General features: G+C 55.4%; 22 protein-coding genes. 8 read left to right on the top strand and 14 right to left on the bottom strand.

Annotated features, from left to right (window positions below; all coding sequences use genetic code 11):
* The first annotated feature begins 129 nt into the window (after positions 1-129).
* On the top strand, positions 130-420 hold the full coding sequence (locus tag GURA_RS24905) for a lysophospholipid acyltransferase family protein (RefSeq protein WP_232279014.1): 291 nt from the start codon (positions 130-132) through the stop codon (positions 418-420).
* 11 nt (positions 421-431) lie between these two features.
* On the opposite strand, the gene GURA_RS07360 is transcribed toward GURA_RS24905, so the two are convergent.
* Positions 432-1,643 carry a methionine adenosyltransferase gene (locus GURA_RS07360; RefSeq protein ID WP_011938364.1) on the bottom strand — a complete coding sequence of 404 codons (1,212 nt, stop codon included), beginning with the start codon at positions 1,641-1,643 and terminating at the stop codon, positions 432-434.
* A 417-nt stretch (positions 1,644-2,060) separates the two neighbouring features.
* Here GURA_RS07360 and GURA_RS07350 point away from each other — a divergent pair, with 417 nt between their 5' ends.
* The 3 genes from GURA_RS07350 (at position 2,061) to GURA_RS07340 (ending at position 4,779) form a co-directional block, all read left to right on the top strand.
* Positions 2,061-3,089 (top strand): agmatine deiminase family protein, encoded by a 1,029-nt coding sequence (locus GURA_RS07350; RefSeq protein ID WP_011938363.1) that lies wholly within the window; start codon positions 2,061-2,063, stop codon positions 3,087-3,089.
* A 249-nt stretch (positions 3,090-3,338) separates the two neighbouring features.
* A complete protein-coding gene (locus GURA_RS07345) occupies positions 3,339-4,223 on the top strand; it encodes a carbon-nitrogen hydrolase (RefSeq protein ID WP_011938362.1) in 885 nt (294 codons plus the stop codon).
* A 19-nt stretch (positions 4,224-4,242) separates the two neighbouring features.
* Complete coding sequence (locus GURA_RS07340) at positions 4,243-4,779, top strand: DUF2721 domain-containing protein (protein WP_011938361.1); 537 nt, start codon at positions 4,243-4,245, stop codon at positions 4,777-4,779.
* 253 nt (positions 4,780-5,032) lie between these two features.
* Here the strand turns inward: GURA_RS07340 and GURA_RS07335 are convergent, their stop codons facing one another.
* Both GURA_RS07335 and GURA_RS07330 read right to left on the bottom strand, forming a co-directional pair.
* On the bottom strand, positions 5,033-5,299 hold the full coding sequence (locus GURA_RS07335; RefSeq protein WP_011938360.1) for a Txe/YoeB family addiction module toxin: 267 nt from the start codon (positions 5,297-5,299) through the stop codon (positions 5,033-5,035).
* Complete coding sequence (locus tag GURA_RS07330) at positions 5,293-5,535, bottom strand: type II toxin-antitoxin system Phd/YefM family antitoxin (protein ID WP_011938359.1); 243 nt, start codon at positions 5,533-5,535, stop codon at positions 5,293-5,295. The genes GURA_RS07335 and GURA_RS07330 overlap by 7 nt, the downstream gene beginning before the upstream one ends.
* A gap of 232 nt (positions 5,536-5,767) precedes the next feature.
* Between GURA_RS07330 and GURA_RS07325 the strand changes: the two genes are divergently transcribed.
* The gene (locus tag GURA_RS07325; RefSeq protein WP_011938358.1) at positions 5,768-6,085 is read left to right on the top strand and encodes a type II toxin-antitoxin system MqsR family toxin; all 318 of its coding nucleotides are present in this window, start codon (positions 5,768-5,770) and stop codon (positions 6,083-6,085) included.
* Positions 6,078-6,491 (top strand): type II toxin-antitoxin system MqsA family antitoxin, encoded by a 414-nt coding sequence (locus GURA_RS07320; RefSeq protein WP_011938357.1) that lies wholly within the window; start codon positions 6,078-6,080, stop codon positions 6,489-6,491. Before GURA_RS07325 ends, GURA_RS07320 begins: the two co-directional genes overlap by 8 nt.
* 138 nt (positions 6,492-6,629) lie before the next feature.
* Here GURA_RS07320 and GURA_RS07315 read toward each other — a convergent pair whose 3' ends face one another.
* The 5 genes from GURA_RS07315 to GURA_RS07295 form a co-directional block, all read right to left on the bottom strand.
* Positions 6,630-7,226 carry a hypothetical protein gene (locus GURA_RS07315; RefSeq protein WP_011938356.1) on the bottom strand — a complete coding sequence of 199 codons (597 nt, stop codon included), beginning with the start codon at positions 7,224-7,226 and terminating at the stop codon, positions 6,630-6,632.
* A gap of 79 nt (positions 7,227-7,305) precedes the next feature.
* Entirely contained in the window at positions 7,306-7,551 is a 246-nt protein-coding gene (locus tag GURA_RS07310) for a DUF2442 domain-containing protein (RefSeq protein ID WP_011938355.1), read from the bottom strand.
* Between the two features lie 184 nt (positions 7,552-7,735).
* Positions 7,736-8,686 (bottom strand): aldo/keto reductase, encoded by a 951-nt coding sequence (locus GURA_RS07305; protein ID WP_011938354.1) that lies wholly within the window; start codon positions 8,684-8,686, stop codon positions 7,736-7,738.
* Between the two features lie 359 nt (positions 8,687-9,045).
* Positions 9,046-9,249 carry a SlyX family protein gene (locus GURA_RS07300; protein ID WP_011938353.1) on the bottom strand — a complete coding sequence of 68 codons (204 nt, stop codon included), beginning with the start codon at positions 9,247-9,249 and terminating at the stop codon, positions 9,046-9,048.
* Positions 9,250-9,276: 27 nt separating this feature from the next.
* Positions 9,277-10,482 carry a class I SAM-dependent rRNA methyltransferase gene (locus tag GURA_RS07295; RefSeq protein ID WP_011938352.1) on the bottom strand — a complete coding sequence of 402 codons (1,206 nt, stop codon included), beginning with the start codon at positions 10,480-10,482 and terminating at the stop codon, positions 9,277-9,279.
* Between the two features lie 134 nt (positions 10,483-10,616).
* Here GURA_RS07295 and GURA_RS07290 point away from each other — a divergent pair, with 134 nt between their 5' ends.
* Together GURA_RS07290 and GURA_RS07285 are read left to right on the top strand one after the other, a co-directional pair.
* The gene (locus tag GURA_RS07290) at positions 10,617-11,288 is read left to right on the top strand and encodes a hypothetical protein (protein WP_011938351.1); all 672 of its coding nucleotides are present in this window, start codon (positions 10,617-10,619) and stop codon (positions 11,286-11,288) included.
* A gap of 85 nt (positions 11,289-11,373) precedes the next feature.
* Entirely contained in the window at positions 11,374-11,694 is a 321-nt protein-coding gene (locus GURA_RS07285; RefSeq protein ID WP_011938350.1) for a c(7)-type cytochrome triheme domain-containing protein, read from the top strand.
* A 65-nt stretch (positions 11,695-11,759) separates the two neighbouring features.
* Here the strand turns inward: GURA_RS07285 and GURA_RS07280 are convergent, their stop codons facing one another.
* The 6 genes from GURA_RS07280 to GURA_RS07265 form a co-directional block, all read right to left on the bottom strand.
* A complete protein-coding gene (locus tag GURA_RS07280) occupies positions 11,760-12,533 on the bottom strand; it encodes a TSUP family transporter (protein ID WP_011938349.1) in 774 nt (257 codons plus the stop codon).
* A 133-nt stretch (positions 12,534-12,666) separates the two neighbouring features.
* A complete protein-coding gene (locus GURA_RS07275; protein ID WP_011938348.1) occupies positions 12,667-13,716 on the bottom strand; it encodes a hypothetical protein in 1,050 nt (349 codons plus the stop codon).
* Positions 13,717-13,801: 85 nt separating this feature from the next.
* Entirely contained in the window at positions 13,802-14,053 is a 252-nt protein-coding gene (locus tag GURA_RS07270) for a hypothetical protein (protein ID WP_011938347.1), read from the bottom strand.
* Complete coding sequence (locus GURA_RS25095; RefSeq protein WP_268741740.1) at positions 14,034-14,156, bottom strand: hypothetical protein; 123 nt, start codon at positions 14,154-14,156, stop codon at positions 14,034-14,036. Before GURA_RS25095 ends, GURA_RS07270 begins: the two co-directional genes overlap by 20 nt.
* 23 nt (positions 14,157-14,179) lie before the next feature.
* Complete coding sequence (locus tag GURA_RS25300; protein WP_011938346.1) at positions 14,180-14,365, bottom strand: hypothetical protein; 186 nt, start codon at positions 14,363-14,365, stop codon at positions 14,180-14,182.
* 463 nt (positions 14,366-14,828) lie between these two features.
* Positions 14,829-16,211 (bottom strand): sigma-54-dependent transcriptional regulator, encoded by a 1,383-nt coding sequence (locus GURA_RS07265; RefSeq protein ID WP_011938345.1) that lies wholly within the window; start codon positions 16,209-16,211, stop codon positions 14,829-14,831.
* Position 16,212 lies beyond the last annotated feature (1 nt).

Below are 16,212 nucleotides of genomic sequence, written 5' to 3'. Positions count from 1 at the left end.
TTCTTCTTCAAAAACTTCAAAAACAGCGGCCAGCGCATCTGGAAGCGCTTCACCTACGAGTACGGAACCGTAGCCCTCAACCTCTTCCCCCTCCCACAATCGGGGGTATTCCGCCGCTCATTGCAGTTCATGGGGAAGCTCGCCGACCACCGGATCAACATCCTCCTCTTCCCGGAAGGGGAAAGGTCAGAGGACGGCAGCCTCCTCCCTTTTCAGCAAGGACTCGGCATAATGGTTAGGGAATTGGGGATACCGGTCGTGCCGGTAAAGATCGCAGGTCTGGAAAAGGTGTTTCCCCGCGGCGCGCATTGGCCGCGAAGGGGGCGGGTAACGGTCACCTTCGGCGAACCGCTCCGATTCAGCGGGGAATCCCCCGGTGAGATCGTCGAGAAGGCGCGGAAGGCGGTTTTGGAGCTGTAATGCGGATCACTTCAGCAGACCGGATACTCCCCCCGGGCAAGCGCCGTGCAGAAGGCGTTTATCCCGGCAAATTCCCGTTCGAAGATGTCTTCCACGGTCTTTGCTATCTCGTCGATCTTCCGTCCCCGCTCAAGGAGAAGCTGGGCGGTGGCCATCTGCGGCTGATCGATGGGGGTGCCGATCCTGTTGAGGAGCAGCACGTAGACCTCCTTTATGCCGTCAATGGTTTCAAAGATTTCCCGGGCGATCTTGTGGGCGAGGACGTTGTAAATCTTCCCCACGTGGCTCACCGGGTTTTTTCCGGCAGCAGCTTCGGTCCCCATCGGCCGGTTCATGGAGATGAGGCCGTTCACCCGGTTGCCGCGCCCCACCTGGCCCGAATCCGCATCCTCGGCCGATGTGCCGAGCAGGCTCAGGTAGACGCCGCCGAGTCCCCGGCCGGGCGCATCGAGGCCGTTGAAATGGACCTCTCGCCTCCTGAAGCCGGTATAGTCGCCGAGAAATCCCTGCATTTCCTTGAGTATCGCCTCCTTGCGGGCGAAATACTCCTCTTCCGACCGGATAAAAGTCGCAAGGAGCGGCATGGCCACCGTCAGTTCCAGGACGTTCACCCTTCTCAGCCCCATGACCTTCACGTCCTCGCCGGTCTCCGGATAGCGCCCCTTGAACGCGGCCGAGTTGAGATGCCGCTCCAGATCCAGCACGGCCCGTTCCGTCGGACTCAACGGGTAATAGCCGACGGCGGCCGAGGTGTCGTTCGCCACCCGGACCTCGCCGGGCCGGGCGAAGATGTCGGTCAGCTCCTCCGAACCGGGGGCGAGCACGATCCTGTAGTTCAGGTGCCGATCCGGATCGACGAAGCGCATGTTTGCCCCGAGCCATTTCCTGGCGGCGGCCACGGCGATCTCTGCGACCGGGATCTCCCGCCCGGCGGCCCGGAAGGTGGCCCGATCGCCGATGATCAGCTCCATCGGCTGCACCACATGACCTCCGCCGAAAAATTTCTCGACCCTGCCGGCGGCAAGGAGGCTCTTGTCGATGTTGTGGTGGAGGATCGTGCCGAATTCACGGAGGTACTCCTGGGACAGGGCCACGGATATGGCGTCCATGATCGAGTCGCAGATCTGGTCGGGATGCCCCGTTCCCTTCCGCTCGACGATCTCCACCCGGTGCTCGGTAATCGATTTTCCCTTGTAGGTCTCGACGACTATCATGATTATCATTTTACCACGATTATTTTGACTAGAAATCGCACGAACAAAAAAGGAGAAGCACGGCCGCTCATCAGCTCGATCTCACCGATGGCAGCGTCTCTTTCCCGCATCCGGTTGCATCGACAGTCACCCGCAGCCATGGCCGTTCTCTTCACAATTGCATTTTCCCCTTCTTTTCTATAAACTTCCCTTTTTGCATTAATCTTCGGAATTATCCTCCAAACAAAGGCAGAATTCATTGCACGCGGATCAAATCGGATAACTTCTGATAAGGGCAGATTTAAAGACTTTTGTTCTAAACCCTTAGAGTTGCCTTTAATCCGATTTTATCCGATTCGATCAGAAGTTATCCGCGTGCAATGCTTTTGACTTGTTACCTTTGTATTGGTTATAGTTCCGATAATCTTTCGATCCGGGATGGAATATATGCTGCGCAGATTACCCGCCGAGTGGGAGGAACAGGACGGCGTCCTCCTCGCCTGGCCCCACGAAGGAAGCGACTGGCGCCCATGGCTTGACGCAGTGGAGCCGGTTTTCGTTGAAATAGTCAGACAGATAAGCCTCATCGAGCAGGTAGTAGTCGTGGCCCCCGATACGGCGCCGATGAGAAAAAAATTGCAGGAAAGCGGCGCGGCTCTTGAGCGGATAAGGCTCTTTGAGATGGATATCAATGACACCTGGTCCAGGGATTTCGGTCCTATCACCGTACTTGAGGACGGCCGGCCGCTCATCCTCGATTTCGGCTTCAACGGCTGGGGGTTGAAATTCGCCGCAGACCAGGACAACCAGATCACCCGCCGTCTCCATAAATTGGGGGCGTTCGGCGCCACGCCGCTCAAGACCATCGGACTGATCATGGAAGGGGGGAGCATCGAGAGCGACGGTCACGGCACCATCCTGACCACCGCCGAATGCCTGCTGAACGGGAACCGCAACCCGCACCTGAGCAGAACCGAAGTGGAGGATGCGCTGAAGGAACTCTGCGGAGCCGGGCACTTCCTCTGGCTGGAAAACGGCTACCTGGCAGGAGACGACACCGACTCCCACGTGGACACGCTCGCCAGGCTCTGTCCGAACGACACCATCGCTTACGTGACATGCGACGATCCAGATGACGAGCATTACCAGGCACTTTCTGCCATGGAAAGGGAGCTGAAGGCCTTCAGGACAACCAACGGCCGCCCCTACCGGCTGATCCCGCTTCCCTGGCCGGAAGTGAGATACGACGAGGAGGGTGACCGCCTCCCGGCAACCTACGCCAACTTCCTCATCATCAACAGGGCAGTGCTCGTCCCCACCTACCGGGACAAAAACGACGCAGCAGCGCTTGCGGCCATCGCCAAAGCCTTTCCCGACCGGGAGATCATCGGCATCGATTGCCTCCCCCTGATCCTCCAGCACGGCTCGCTGCACTGCGTCACCATGCAGCTGCCGAAGGGGATTTTGAAACCGTAGGGGCGGGTCTTGGAAAATATCAGTAATGTCCGGAGAAAATTGCACTGACACTCCAAGCCATGAAAACCAGCACATTGCACCCTCCCCCAACCCCTCCCATCAAGGGAGGGGAGCTTTAAAGTCCCCTCGCCCCTTGTGGACCCAAACATCGGGCCTAAAGGAGAGGGCTAGGGTGAGGGGGGAAGTGCGGTTTTGCGAAAACTTAACCGAACAGTGCTGAGAAAATATGTGAATTACAGGGGTATAATTATGAAAAACCTGACCGTCGGACTCGTGCAGCAGAGCTGCACAGCGGACAGAAATGCAACCATCGAGAAGAGCATGGCGGGGATCAGAACAGCCGCAGCAAAAGGGACGGAGCTGGTGGTCCTGCAGGAACTCCATTGCGGCCCCTATTTCTGCCAGACCGAGGATACCAGTTGCTTCGACCGGGCTGAGCCGATCCCCGGTCCGGCAACGGAGCAGTTCGGGGCGCTGGCACGGGAACTGGGGGTGGTGATCGTCACCTCGCTGTTCGAGCGGCGTGCACCGGGTCTCTACCATAACACGGCGGTGGTGCTGGAAAAGGACGGCTCCATTGCCGGCAAGTACCGGAAGATGCACATCCCGGACGATCCGGCATTCTACGAGAAATTCTACTTCACCCCCGGCGACCTGGGTTTCGAGCCGATCCAGACCTCGGTCGGGAAGCTCGGCGTGCTGGTCTGCTGGGACCAGTGGTATCCCGAGGCGGCCCGGCTCCTGGCCCTGGCCGGGGCCGAACTCCTCATCTACCCGACCGCCATCGGCTGGGACCCGAACGACACGGACGCCGAAAAAAAACGGCAGCTCGACGCCTGGATAACCATCCAGCGCAGCCACGCAGTGGCCAACGGCATTCCGCTCGTAAGCGTCAACCGGGTCGGTTTCGAAGCCGATCCGAGCGGTGCGGGCGCAGGGATAGATTTCTGGGGAAACAGCTTTGTTGCCGGGCCACAGGGGGAATTTCTGTCGGAGGGAAGCAATGGCCGGGAAGAGGTGCTAGTGGTGGAGATCGATGGGAAAAGGAGCGAGGACGTCCGTCGCATCTGGCCGTTTCTCCGCGACCGGCGCATCGACGCCTACGGGGACCTGCTGAAGCGTTACCGGGACTGATAATCAAGAGGTTTCGATTATGCCATTACACGAAAAAGAACTCCTCGATGCCCTGTCCAGCACCCGCATCCTCACCTCGATGATCACCCCCGCGGTGCTCATCTCCGCCTGCGGCACCCTCATCTTTTCCACCTCCGGCCGGCTTGGGCGGCTCTTTGACCGGGTCAACTCCATGAAGAGCGAGGTGGAGGGGATACTGGCGGGTCATTTCACCTTTCACGAAGAACGGCTGGCATACATAAGGGCCCAGCTGTGGCGGCAGCGCATCCGCACCATCCTCATCCAGCGGGCCCTGGCGGCGCTCTATACCGCAACGGCGCTCTTCGTCGCCTCAAGCCTCGCGATAGCCTTCAATGTCGCCTTCGGCGGGCCCGAAACCAGCTGGATACCCACCGCAATCGCCCTTCTGGGCGGGCTGTTCCTCTTCGCCGCCAGCGCCCTCCTCCTTTACGAGAGCAGGTACAACCTGACGTTCATCAACAGCCACATCGACTTCATCGCCTTTCTTGAAGAGAACTGCCGCAAGACAGGGGAAGACGAGCAGCAGAAACAGTGATGCCGGAAGTTCCGGCAGAAGCTCATAACTCCCCCCCCCCCCTCTTATTTTACGAGGGGGAGCTAAATGCAAAGTCAAAATCAACATCAGATTATCAAATACCGCCATTCTCACTCTTTCACGTCCCTCCCCTTAAGTAAGGGGAGGACAGGAGGAGTTAGCCTTCCTCCGCTACTTAAAGCATGATGGCCGCCCATGCCCTTTCCCGAACAGCAGAAACCCTGATCCCCGTTGGTTCGCTGATCATCCGCCGTTACTCATAGTGTGTCCACATGCGGATGACTTTCACTGTCTTGATTTCATCCAAAATCTGGTAAACCAGTCGATGCTGGATATTAATTCTTCGGGAACATGCGCCGGACAGATCGCCCAGGAGTTTTTCGTATGGCGGTGGATTTTTGTAGGGATTTTCTTTGAGGATTTCGAGCAGTCGCTCGGCTTGGGGTTTAAGGCCGGAGTGTGCGATCTTTTTTGCATCTTTTTGAGCTTGCTTGGTAAAGACCAGTCGCCAGGTCACCATTCAAGTTCCTCATCACACTCCTCTATCGGCTTCTTGATCCCATCCTGGATGGATTCACGCATACCTGGTATAGATGTGAGATACAACGTTTCCTGGATTGCCCGCCAGTCTTCTTCCGAGATAAGGACCGCTGAGTGCCTCTTGCCCACGATCTGAACCGGATGATGAGATTCTGCCACATCATCAACGAGGCTATACAGGCATTTTCTCGCTTCAGTTGCTGAAAGTGTCGTCATTCTTGCCCCCCCTTTTCGTACGTAAAATCGTACGTTAGTAGCGGCTCGTTGTCAAGTTGTTTCCCTGCGAACGGGGCTTTGGCTGATCGACTTGCTTTTGGCCTGTGCCCTATGGTTGGCAACTTCGTTTTTCACAGAGTTTTTATCTCGTTATTCCCTTTTCAAGGGCCGCCCCCTTAACAAAAAAATCGAAATAATTGCCTTACACACCATTATGGTGTATAAGGTGGTTATGGCCGAAAAACGGAAACCCACATACGATCTTGATGCGTTTAAAGCCACTTTTGCCAGTATCGAAAAGCTTGCCGTCACAGGCACGGCGCTTCGTAGTGCAGCCGCGCTTGGATACGGACGCGCAGAGATTGTGGACACGATCCAGACGATGCAGCGAGGCCATTTCTATAAATCTATGACGGCTTATGCCGATTCCCGGTTATGGCAGGACGTGTATCATGTCCCGTCTCAAGCGGGTGTGCTGTACGTGAAGTTTACCGCCGATGCCATAACCGAGTTTTTGCTGCTGTCGTTCAAGGAGAAAGACAATGACTAATCCCGTTTGTCCGGAAACGGGGGCGCCAATGTATCGCGGGGTGCGCCCCATGACTCTTACCTACAAAGGGAAGAGCATTACTTTCGATATGCCTGGTTGGTATTGTGACCAATCAGAGGAGAGTATACATACCGGTGAGGATATGAAGGTTTCCGACCGGATGTTGAATCTCCTCAAGGCCCGAAGCGAAGGGCTGCTTGAGCCGGAGGAAATTCGTCGTATCCGTAAGAAACTTCATCTCTCGCAGGAAGCGGCAGGCCTCTTGATCGGCGGTGGCCCGCGGGCTTTCCAGAAATACGAAAGTGGTGATTTATTGCCTAGCCGTGCTGTCAGCAGCGCTCTTGTTTTGCTGGATCATGACCCGGAGGCGTTGTCGGTGCTCAAGGCTCACAGTAAAGCTGCTTAAGCACATGAAGGTCATCTGAGGGGGGCACTCAACTGACAATTGTCAATTGCGTCTTAGCGAACAGTCTAGGGAGTGTGCAAGGCCGCGTTGTTTGCGGCCCCGGCACTACGCCCTGGGTATGCCATATCGGCCTAGAAATCAGTAAGCTCGACTTTGATTAAGGACACTCATTGCCTTTTCAACAAATGCCGTATCCCTCTGCCCTGGATAATACCGCTGTGAATATATAACGCTGATTCCAACGCTGTTGTCCTTGGGATGTGCGCATGTAAGCGTCAGCGCCTCAAGTAGCATATTTCCGGACTTGCCTGAAATCTTAACAGCTGCGAGGTCCTCGGTTATCATATGAGACTTAACGCAGTCAGTCCCTTTCATCAGGTAGCCAGTAACTTCTTGCTTCACTATATTGAAACGCTGTGGATCAGTATCTTTAGATTGACCCTCCTCAATTAGGCGGACAAATTCTTCGTGCGTTTTGAACGTGGGCAACCTAAAAGGTATCGCCTGAATAGCAAATGTTTCATCCGGATTCTCGCCTCGCTTTACAAGAGCTAATTGGTACGCATTGCGACCAGCAATCAGCCACCCTTTTTCATTTAATGGCACAAGCGAATAGCCCTTCTGCGATATCCGTTCCGGGGGGATTTGAACCTCTGGCAAATGCGGTTGCAAAGAGGCACAGGAAGTAATAATCAAGATAGAGCAAAACATCCCAAATCTTTGTAAAAATTTCATGTTTCCTCCTGTATATAAATCTGCAAACGGTGCGGCGGATAACCTGCGAAACGCAGCGAAGTCAGCGTTTATTCGCTCGTTATGCGGCTTTACCCGCCTTGCATCTTGCATAGACATACTCAGGGTCAAGATCAACCCTGCAATCCCATTCGATGGTATCGAACGCAACACGAACCCGTTTGAAAGCATCATAGTCCTTGATCCACTGAAATACACCAAAATCAAGGAGTGGTTTCATGTCAAGAGTGCCGCACTCACCATTATCGAACACAACGGAAATGATATAGTCATCGCCGGGAACAACTTCTTTTACCGAAGGATACATGGTCTCACTCCTTACTGAAGAGGTTGAATCTTGAATGGTTCTTCTCCGTTCATCACGAGCTTCCAGTCGGCCAGTAGCTCTTCCTGATGCAATTCAGATAGTCGCTACCGGCCTGTTCAATGGCAGTCTGTGAAACTGAAGAAACGGAAATCTTGAGACAAAGGGATTAGGGGTCGTTTCCCCCTTACACCACCCTGATAATAAACTCAGGGCAGGAAGCGGCGCAGTAGCCGCAGAGGATGCAGGCCTCCTCATCCACCTGCGCATGGCCGTCCACCACCGAGAGGGCGCTGCTGGCACAGGCATCAAGACACTTACCGCACCCCTTGCAGAACCGGGTCATGATCCTGAGCTTGCGCCGCTTGCTCTCAAGCCCCGTCCAGACCGTTTCATCCGCCACTCCGTCACAGAAGAGCGCCAGGTTGGCATCGATCTCCGCCTCGGACAGCATGCCGATCGCCACCCCGTCAACCCCGGCCAAGCCGAGCACATAACGGATGCTGGCGCGCGCCTCGGAGATGAGATTGCCTCCCGCCAGGGCCTTCATGGCGTAGACCCCCTTGCCGCTCCGGCCGTTGGCCGCGATGGCCTCCGCCATTTCCAGAGCAGTCCCGTCCAGTATCCCCATCCCGGTCCGGTTGATGAGAGGATGGACGACCTCTATCTCCGGGTGGGAGACGGCCTTGCGCATGGCTGAGATGTAGTGGGAAGAGAGCCCCACATGGGCGATCTTTCCTTCCTCCTTCATCCGGAGCAGTTCATCCAGCACCTCTTTCCGCTCAACGAATGGATCGGCTATCCGCGCGCCATGGAGGTGGACAATATCGAAGCGCTCTATCCCCAGCTCCCTGAGGCCGCGTTCCACGTGGGCCCGTGCCTGCGCCACGTCCGGCGCATGGGTCTTGCTGACGATGTGCACCTCCCCCTTATAACCGTTCAGGGCTGCGCGGATGTGGGGATAGGTCTGATAGAGCTCGGCCGTGTCCAGCATGTTCACCCCCTGCTCCAGGGCGTAACGGATCAGCCTCCCCCCTTCTTCCGGGGTCAAGCCCGCCTGGAGCGGTCCGAGCGGCAGGGTGCCGAAAACGAGCGGATTTATGCTCAAGCCGGTATTGCCGAGTGTTACCTTCTTCATAAAGCCTCCTTTAATCTTTGAACCGCAAAGGCGCAAAGAGCGCGAAGAAAACATTACTTTGCATGGTTTGTTTCCGCACAATTACACGCTTTGCTTAGGTTCAATCGTATTTAAGTTGAAAGTCCAGAAAACATAAATTTAACGCAGAGACGCAGAGCCGCAAAGAAGATCAACGGCTTGTTTTTTAGAGCTTTTTTTCTCTGCGGCTCGGCGTCTCTGCGTTATGGATCAGGGTTTGATTCAATAGGGTTTGCAAAGATTCAGCTTTGTTACAAAAGAACCTTTGTTGATTTTACTTTGCGTACTTGGCGGCTTTGCGGTTCGATGGTTTTATTCCTTGGTTTGTGCCTTGAACCTACTCAGTAATGTGGCGGCGGCTCCTCTTCCGACGGAAGTCTGTTGACAGACGGAGAAAGGGCCTGTAGATGCTCCTTGATCTGCTGTACCTCGGCGCGCAGGCCGTCGATCATCCGCTGCTGTTCCCTTACCACTTCATTGAGCTGCTGGATGGTATTCTCCTGGTGCATCAGGAGGGTTTCCATATCGGTCAGACGTGTTTCCATACTAAACTCCTTCCTTACTTTGACTCTTCACTCTGCTTTAACACTCACCGCGTACTTCAGGTAGCGCCCCTCGGGAAACGTGACCGGATAGGGGAAATCCTCCGGCTGGCCGGCAAGGGAGATGACGCGCAGCTCGTTCCCCGCCTGGAGGGCGCCGCGGCGCAGCTCCTTGAGGTAATCGGCCACATCGATCTTCTGGTGGTTGGAAGAGGTGATCAACAGGCCTCCCGCCTGCAACAGGGGAAGCGCCGCTGCCACCAGGTCCGCTGTGCCGCCGCGGGTGGTGAATCGGCTCCTGGCGGTGGTGGAAAACGACGGCGGGTCCATGATAATGATGTCGTAGACCTTTCCTTGCCTTGCCAGCTCCTGCATCACGTTCAGACAGTCGCCGACGATGAATTCGTGGCGTTTTGGATTGAGCCGGTTGGCGCCGAAGTTCGCCTTGCCCCACTCCAGGTAGCTGGACGAGGCGTCGACACTGGTGACGAGGCTTGCCCCTGCCGCCGCTGCCGCCACGGAAAAAGCGGCGGTGTAGGCGAACAGGTTGAGCACCCGTTTTCCATGAACGCGGGCCATCAGGTCGCGGCGGTTCTTGCGCTGGTCCAGAAACAGGCCGGTGTTCAGCCCCTGCTCCAAGCTGACCAGGAAGTTCAGGCCGTTTTCCTGCACTTGCAGGGGTTGCTGCGCAGGGGCGCCTGCCAGCAAGCGTCCATAGCTTTTCGTATCGCTCACCGCCTCAAGCTCCCTGGTCTTCTGCGGCCGGGACTTCTCGTAGATCCCCGCAGGGTGCAGCAGTTCCTGCAAAACCTGGGTCACGGCCTTCAGATGAGGACGCCAGCCCACGCTGTAGAGCTGCACCATGAGATACTCGCCATAGCAGTCCACCGTCAGGCCGGGAAGACCATCCCCCTCGCCATTGACCAGGCGGTAGGCGCTCGTATCTGCCAGATCGGCATGGCTCCGGCGCAGCTGAATGGCCGTTTGCAGGCGTCTTGAAAGCCATGTCCTGTCCGGACGCATCCGTTCCCGTGAGAGCACCCGCGCCACGATCCGATCATCGGGGTCAAGAAGCGCAGTGGCGATAAAACGCCCGTTGCCATCGGCCAGTTCTACAACATCACCGGCCTTGCCTGCCGGCCATTTCCTGGTATGGTTATCGGCGATGATCCATGGATGACCCAATTCAATCATCCGCACCGTTTCCGAGCCGACCGTCCTTTGTTCCTGCTGCATGCCATATCCTTTCAAACCGCAATTCGGCTATGAATAGTACTCCGAACCGTTCACCCAGCCAAGTGAAAAAAACTTCAAAAACATGCTTCATTCTGATAAGTTGCCTTCTAGACAATACGAGGAGAGTGCAGACCATGACCGACACACCACAATCCAGCGGCGAACGACATATCGAGAAGATCATGGAGCAGCTTGAGCCGGACTCGGAGCGCTACCAGGTGCTCGACACCGCAAAGCGTTTCAAATCATCCTGGGTGGAACTGGGAGACAAGCTGTTGCAGGTGAGCTCACGCGGCCACTTCCGGGAATGGGGCTACCAGAGTTTCGAAGAGTACTGCGTGCAGGAGATCCGCATCAAGAAAGGGACGGCGGAAAAGCTCACCCTCGCCTACCGCTACATGGAGAAACAGGAGCCGGAACTGCTGGCGCGGCGTGACGAGCTGAAGCCGCTGCCTGACTATCGTTCCGTGGACCTGCTCCGCCAGGCCATGGAGGAGAAACGGTTTTCCGATGAGGAGTACGCCGAACTGCGCAAAAGCGTGGTGGAGGAGGAACGGAGCCACCCAACGGTATTGAAACGGTTCAAGGAAGTTGCCGCCGCCCATGGCGAGGAAAAAGCCGACCCGCTGGTCCCTGTCAAGGCAAGCCTGGCCGCAGCCCGGCGATTGGATACTGCTTTGCGCAGCGTACCGGATGTGCCCTCCTCTTACCGGGAACAGGTAGTAAACCTGATCTCCCACCTGGAAGGGGAACTGGAAGCACTGGAAACGCGAGTAGAGCCGGGCGAGGTAAACGGCGATGCCTGACCTGTTCTTGACATTGCCGGATATGCTGGCATAGTTGAGACATATTACATTGCTCTAACGTCTTCACGCAAAGGAGAAATGAACGATGAAAACGAAAACATTCATGTTTGGCGTTATCCTGGCATTCTCTTTTAGCGGCGCTGCCCTTGCCGTGCAAGCCGACAAAAAACTGGAATATAGCGGGAGCCCGATGGGGGCCGTTGTTTTCGATGGCCAAACGCACAAAAATGCCGGGCTGACCTGCAAAGATTGCCATAACCCCGTCATCTTCCCGGAGATGAAAAAAGGGGGGGTAAAGATAACCATGAATGATCTCTATGCAGGCAAGTATTGCGGCAGATGCCACAACGGAGAAAAGGCTTTCCAGATCAAGGACAACTGCACCCGCTGCCACCACAAGCCCTGAATATCATCACCTCATACGGTCAGAACAAAGGGGCCCTTTTACGGCCCCTTTTGCGTTGCAGTTATTCAACGGTAGTTCTCATACAGTAGCTTGGCAGTTACTGCAAACACCGCCGCTATAAAAATCGGCCGGACAAAGCGAGCCCCCCTTGCCAGGACCAGCCTTGATCCTACCCTGGCCCCAACAGCCTGCCCCACCCCCATGGCAAGACCTGCCCCGTAATAGACATGCCCCCCGGCAACGAACACGACCAGGGAAACAATGTTGCTGATGAAATTCATCAGCTTTGTGTAGCCGGTGGCCTTTTTCATGTTGTGGCCGAGACCGAGCATCAGGGCGATAACCCAGAAAGAGCCGGTTCCCGGGCCGAGAAACCCATCGTAGAAACCGAGCAGAAGGCCGAAAAAGAGGTAAAAGACCTTGCGCTCCAGGCGCGGATGAACGTCTTCATGCCCCAATCTGGGAGAAAGGAGGGTATAGAGGGCTATGGCCAGCAGCAGATAGGGAATTACCCGTCGCAGGAAACCGGGATCAAGGAGCTGCACCGTATAAGCGCCGAGACCGGCGCCGCAGGCGGTCCAGACAACGCCGGCCAGACTTTCCTTCAGGCTGATGACCCCCGCATGGGCAAAGTGGGCCATGGCGCTGGCAGAGCCGAAGGTTGACTGCAGCTTGTTGGTGCCGAGGGCGTACTGTGGCGGCATGCCGAGACCGAGCAATACCGGGATGGTAATGAGCCCTCCGCCGCCGGCAATGGAATCGACCAGGCCGGCGAACATGCCGGTAAGGAAAAGGACGGGAAAGAGCCATGCTGAGACGATAAATTCGGGAGACTTCATGCTGCTGTGATATCAGATGCAGCATAACCCTGGCAAGATTTTTCAGCTATCCAAATCAAGACAAAAAAAACGACAGCGATCTCTCGCTGCCGTTTTTTACCATCGACTATCGACTATCGACCATCGACCGCCGTCAATGCTTCTCCACCGCCGCTGCCTTGGCCGGGCCGTTCATCCTGATTGCCGTGGCAAACTCCATCCAGAAGATGAGGTAGATGGAAACCATGAGAGAGAGGCCGATATTGGCGTTCTCGGGCCCAAGCGCCTTGGTCAGGATCGGTGAGGCAAAGCCGGCGCCGAGCGTGCCGGTTGCCCTCTCCAGCAGGTAGAAAACAGGGAGGGTGAGGATGGTGCCGACGACCATGATGGCGATGCCGCGACCACGCTTCATCCAGTATTTGGGAGAGAAGCCGTACATGCGCATGAAGATGACCACCCAGATGATCCAGACGGAATAGTCGACGGCTGCGTCCGGCAGAGCCAGCTTGTTACTCACCAGAGCCACTTCCAGCACAGTCACTGCTGCCAGCAGGGTAAACATCCAGGAGAACTTCTCGTTGGCCTGGGTCTGCCAGTTGCGGCTATCGGGTGCGGCGGATTCCTGGGCGCTGTGGTTATGAGTGCCGAGAGCCGAGAAAAGAATGGCGAACCAGATGCCTGCGTTGTGGAAAAGAAGCGATGAGTGGTTGCCTGCAACATTGGCGATGCGGGCCATCGGGTCGCGGGCAAAGTCTGCAGCGATTCTCATCAGGAAGAGGTTGACCAGAACCGAACAGATGATGACCGCGGCAATGGTGAAGATCCTTCTCGGCAGCAGGTAAGGATCGACCCGGTCGGGGAAGCCGAGGATGAAGGCGAACCAGATCAGGTACATGATGAGCGGAATGCCGAAACAGATGCCGTACACGGAGTTACCGGCAAAGTCGCCGCTCTGTGCATAAATGATGTACTTTTCTTTAATTGTGGGGTCGGTGTTCGCGGCCTTGACCACATCCTTGGCCACCTTCGTCACATGAGGAAGGAGTCCCATGGCATACCAGCCATGATCTCCCTGGGTGGTATCGACAACCCAGTATTGGTCCCCCATCATCTCGTCCAGGCCCTGAAAAATGCGCATGGAAAACGCGGCACAGAGCGTTACCACGACCAGCAGCAGAACTATATTTGTAAATTTCATTGGCATTGTTCTATCCTCCAGTTAAAGTTCAATTCGGTAGGGGGCATCACTGTCTGGATGCCGGTATCCGGGCGGGCACTTGGGCCGGCCCCTACTCTTTATGCGTGGTCCAGAACATCGACACCGCATTCGCAGCAAAGAGGCCATAGAGCCACATGGTGTTCCAGGCCGGCCCCGACCAGTGGCTGCCGCGACCGCCGCCGACAACGCCGGAGGCGATGATAATGCCGAAAAAAGCGGTAAAAGCAACCATTGCGACGGCCCTCAGGATAGCGCTGTTACGCCAGGTGTGCCGCTCCAGATCTTCTATTCTTGCCAATAGTTCAAGCTCTTTTTCGCTCATCTTTTTTCTCCTTTATAATTGAAATAAGAACAAAAGCTGCTGCCAACGTAATCGCTGCAGTTAAATACATTCCGTTAAAATGAAGGCACAGGTTGTAAAGCATGGCATCCTCCTTGTAAATCAGCATCAAGCTGGTTCGAAAATCTCTTTGGGCAGACGGTCCGACAGCTCCTGATACTTAAAACACTCCTTGTATCGGCAACTACAGAACCTAATTATCTGATTGACATCGTGCGGCGAAATATATCCACAACCGACATCGCAAAAATCATCGTTTTTTCCGTAGAAGGGGCAGACTGTCTCAACCTTCATGGGGACCTCATATGGTTTCTAAAGCCCGCAGGCCTTTTTGTTTTTCGTACAGGATGACGCCGGATCAGCCTCCCAACCTCTCCGGCATCATCCCCTACAATGAAGGAGTAACTGTATACACTATTAGCAACCACCGTACCAAAGCGGTAAAATTGCGAATATCTACGGATTTACCCTTATATTTAAGTATGTTACAATACAGTGAATACAAACATTAAAGAGAAGGGAGCAGGCGGGCTTTTGCAAGAATGCAAACAAGTTTTGCGGAATCCACTTTTTAGTGTAAACGAAATTTTTTATCGTTGTTGAATCACAGTACAACAAAAAGCAGTGATTTAAGTGGGTTACGAAATGGGGACAAACGGAAAAATAGGTTTTGCAGCGATGCGAAGGGTTTTCATGTTTTTTGCACAAATGCGAATTGCTCCCATCACAGCCGGGATCATCCTGTAAAGCGTCAAGGTTACGAATAATCCTCTTTCTTGATGTTGTATTTTTTTATCTTCCGGTAAATGGTGGCCATGTTCATTCCCGCCTCGCGGGCAGCGGCCTCGATGTTGCCGTTGTTTTTGCGCAATAATCCCTTCAGATATTCGATTTCAAAGCGTGACAAGGCCCTGGTATATTCACCCTCTTCAGCAACAATCCCGGTTCCGTCCTCTGTCAGGGGAACTTCAATAAACTGGGAAATTACCGGCAGGCTGATGTAATCACCGCTCTCCATGGCCAGTGAAGCCTCGATGACGTTTTTCATCTGGCGTATATTCCCCATCCAGCTATAGCCGAGGGCAGCTTCGAGGGCTTCGGGAGAAAGACCTTGCACCATGGTGCCGAATTTCTTGTTCTGCAACGCAATGAAGTGGGCAGCCAAGAGAGGGATGTCCGCTTTCCGCTCCCGCAGCGGCGGCAAGTGGATGTTGACCACGTTCAACCGGTAGTAGAGGTCTTCACGGAACTCTCCGCTTCTCACCGCAGCCTTCAGGTCGGAATTGGTCGCGGAGAGTATCCGCACATCGACCTTGGTCGGCGTGGTATCGCCGATGCGATGGAATTCCTGCTCCTGCAGGAAGCGGAGCAGGGTCTTCTGCACGTTCATGGGAAGATTCCCCACCTCGTCAAGGAACAGGGTGCCGCCATCGGCCGCCTCCAGAAGCCCCTGGCGGTTCTCCTTGGCGCCGGTAAAGGCCCCCTTCTTGTAGCCGAACAGTTCACTCTCCAGAAGCGACTCGGGGAGCGCCCCGCAGTTGATGGCGACGAATTTTTTCTCCTTGCGCAGGGAATTGTAGTGGATCGCCTGGGCGATGAGCTCCTTGCCGGTCCCGGACTCCCCGGTTATCAGGACGGAGGTGTCGCGGATCGCCACCTTTTCCACCCGCTCCAGCACGGCCTTCAGCCCGTCCGAAGCGCCGATGATGTTGTCGAAACGGAATTTACCCACCAGCTCTTCCCGCAGCTCCCGGTTTTCCTCCAGGAGCTGGGTATGCTTGAGGGCGTTTTTCACGCGGTAGAGGAGCTCCTCCGGCTCGAACGGCTTGGTCAGCATATCGTAGGCCCCCCGGCGCAGGGCCTGGATCGACATCTCCACCGTGGCATAGGCGGTCACCATGATTACCGGAATGGTGGGGTCCTTGATCTTTATCTTCTGCAACACCTCAAGACCATCCATGCCAGGCATCTTTATGTCGGTGACCACCAGGTCCCATTGACCGGCCACAAATGCCTCAACAGCCTCAAACGACCGGAGAAAAGCCTTTACCGCATATCCGTTATCGAGAAGGACCGCCTCCATCATCCGGCACAGCCCCTCCTCGTTGTCGATCACCATGATTCGTTTCTTGTCGGACACT

This window comes from Geotalea uraniireducens Rf4, assembly GCF_000016745.1.
Lineage (GTDB): Bacteria > Desulfobacterota > Desulfuromonadia > Geobacterales > Geobacteraceae > Geotalea > Geotalea uraniireducens.
Note: the sequence above shows the minus strand (reverse complement) of the source record. Positions and strands in the feature narration are given on the sequence as shown.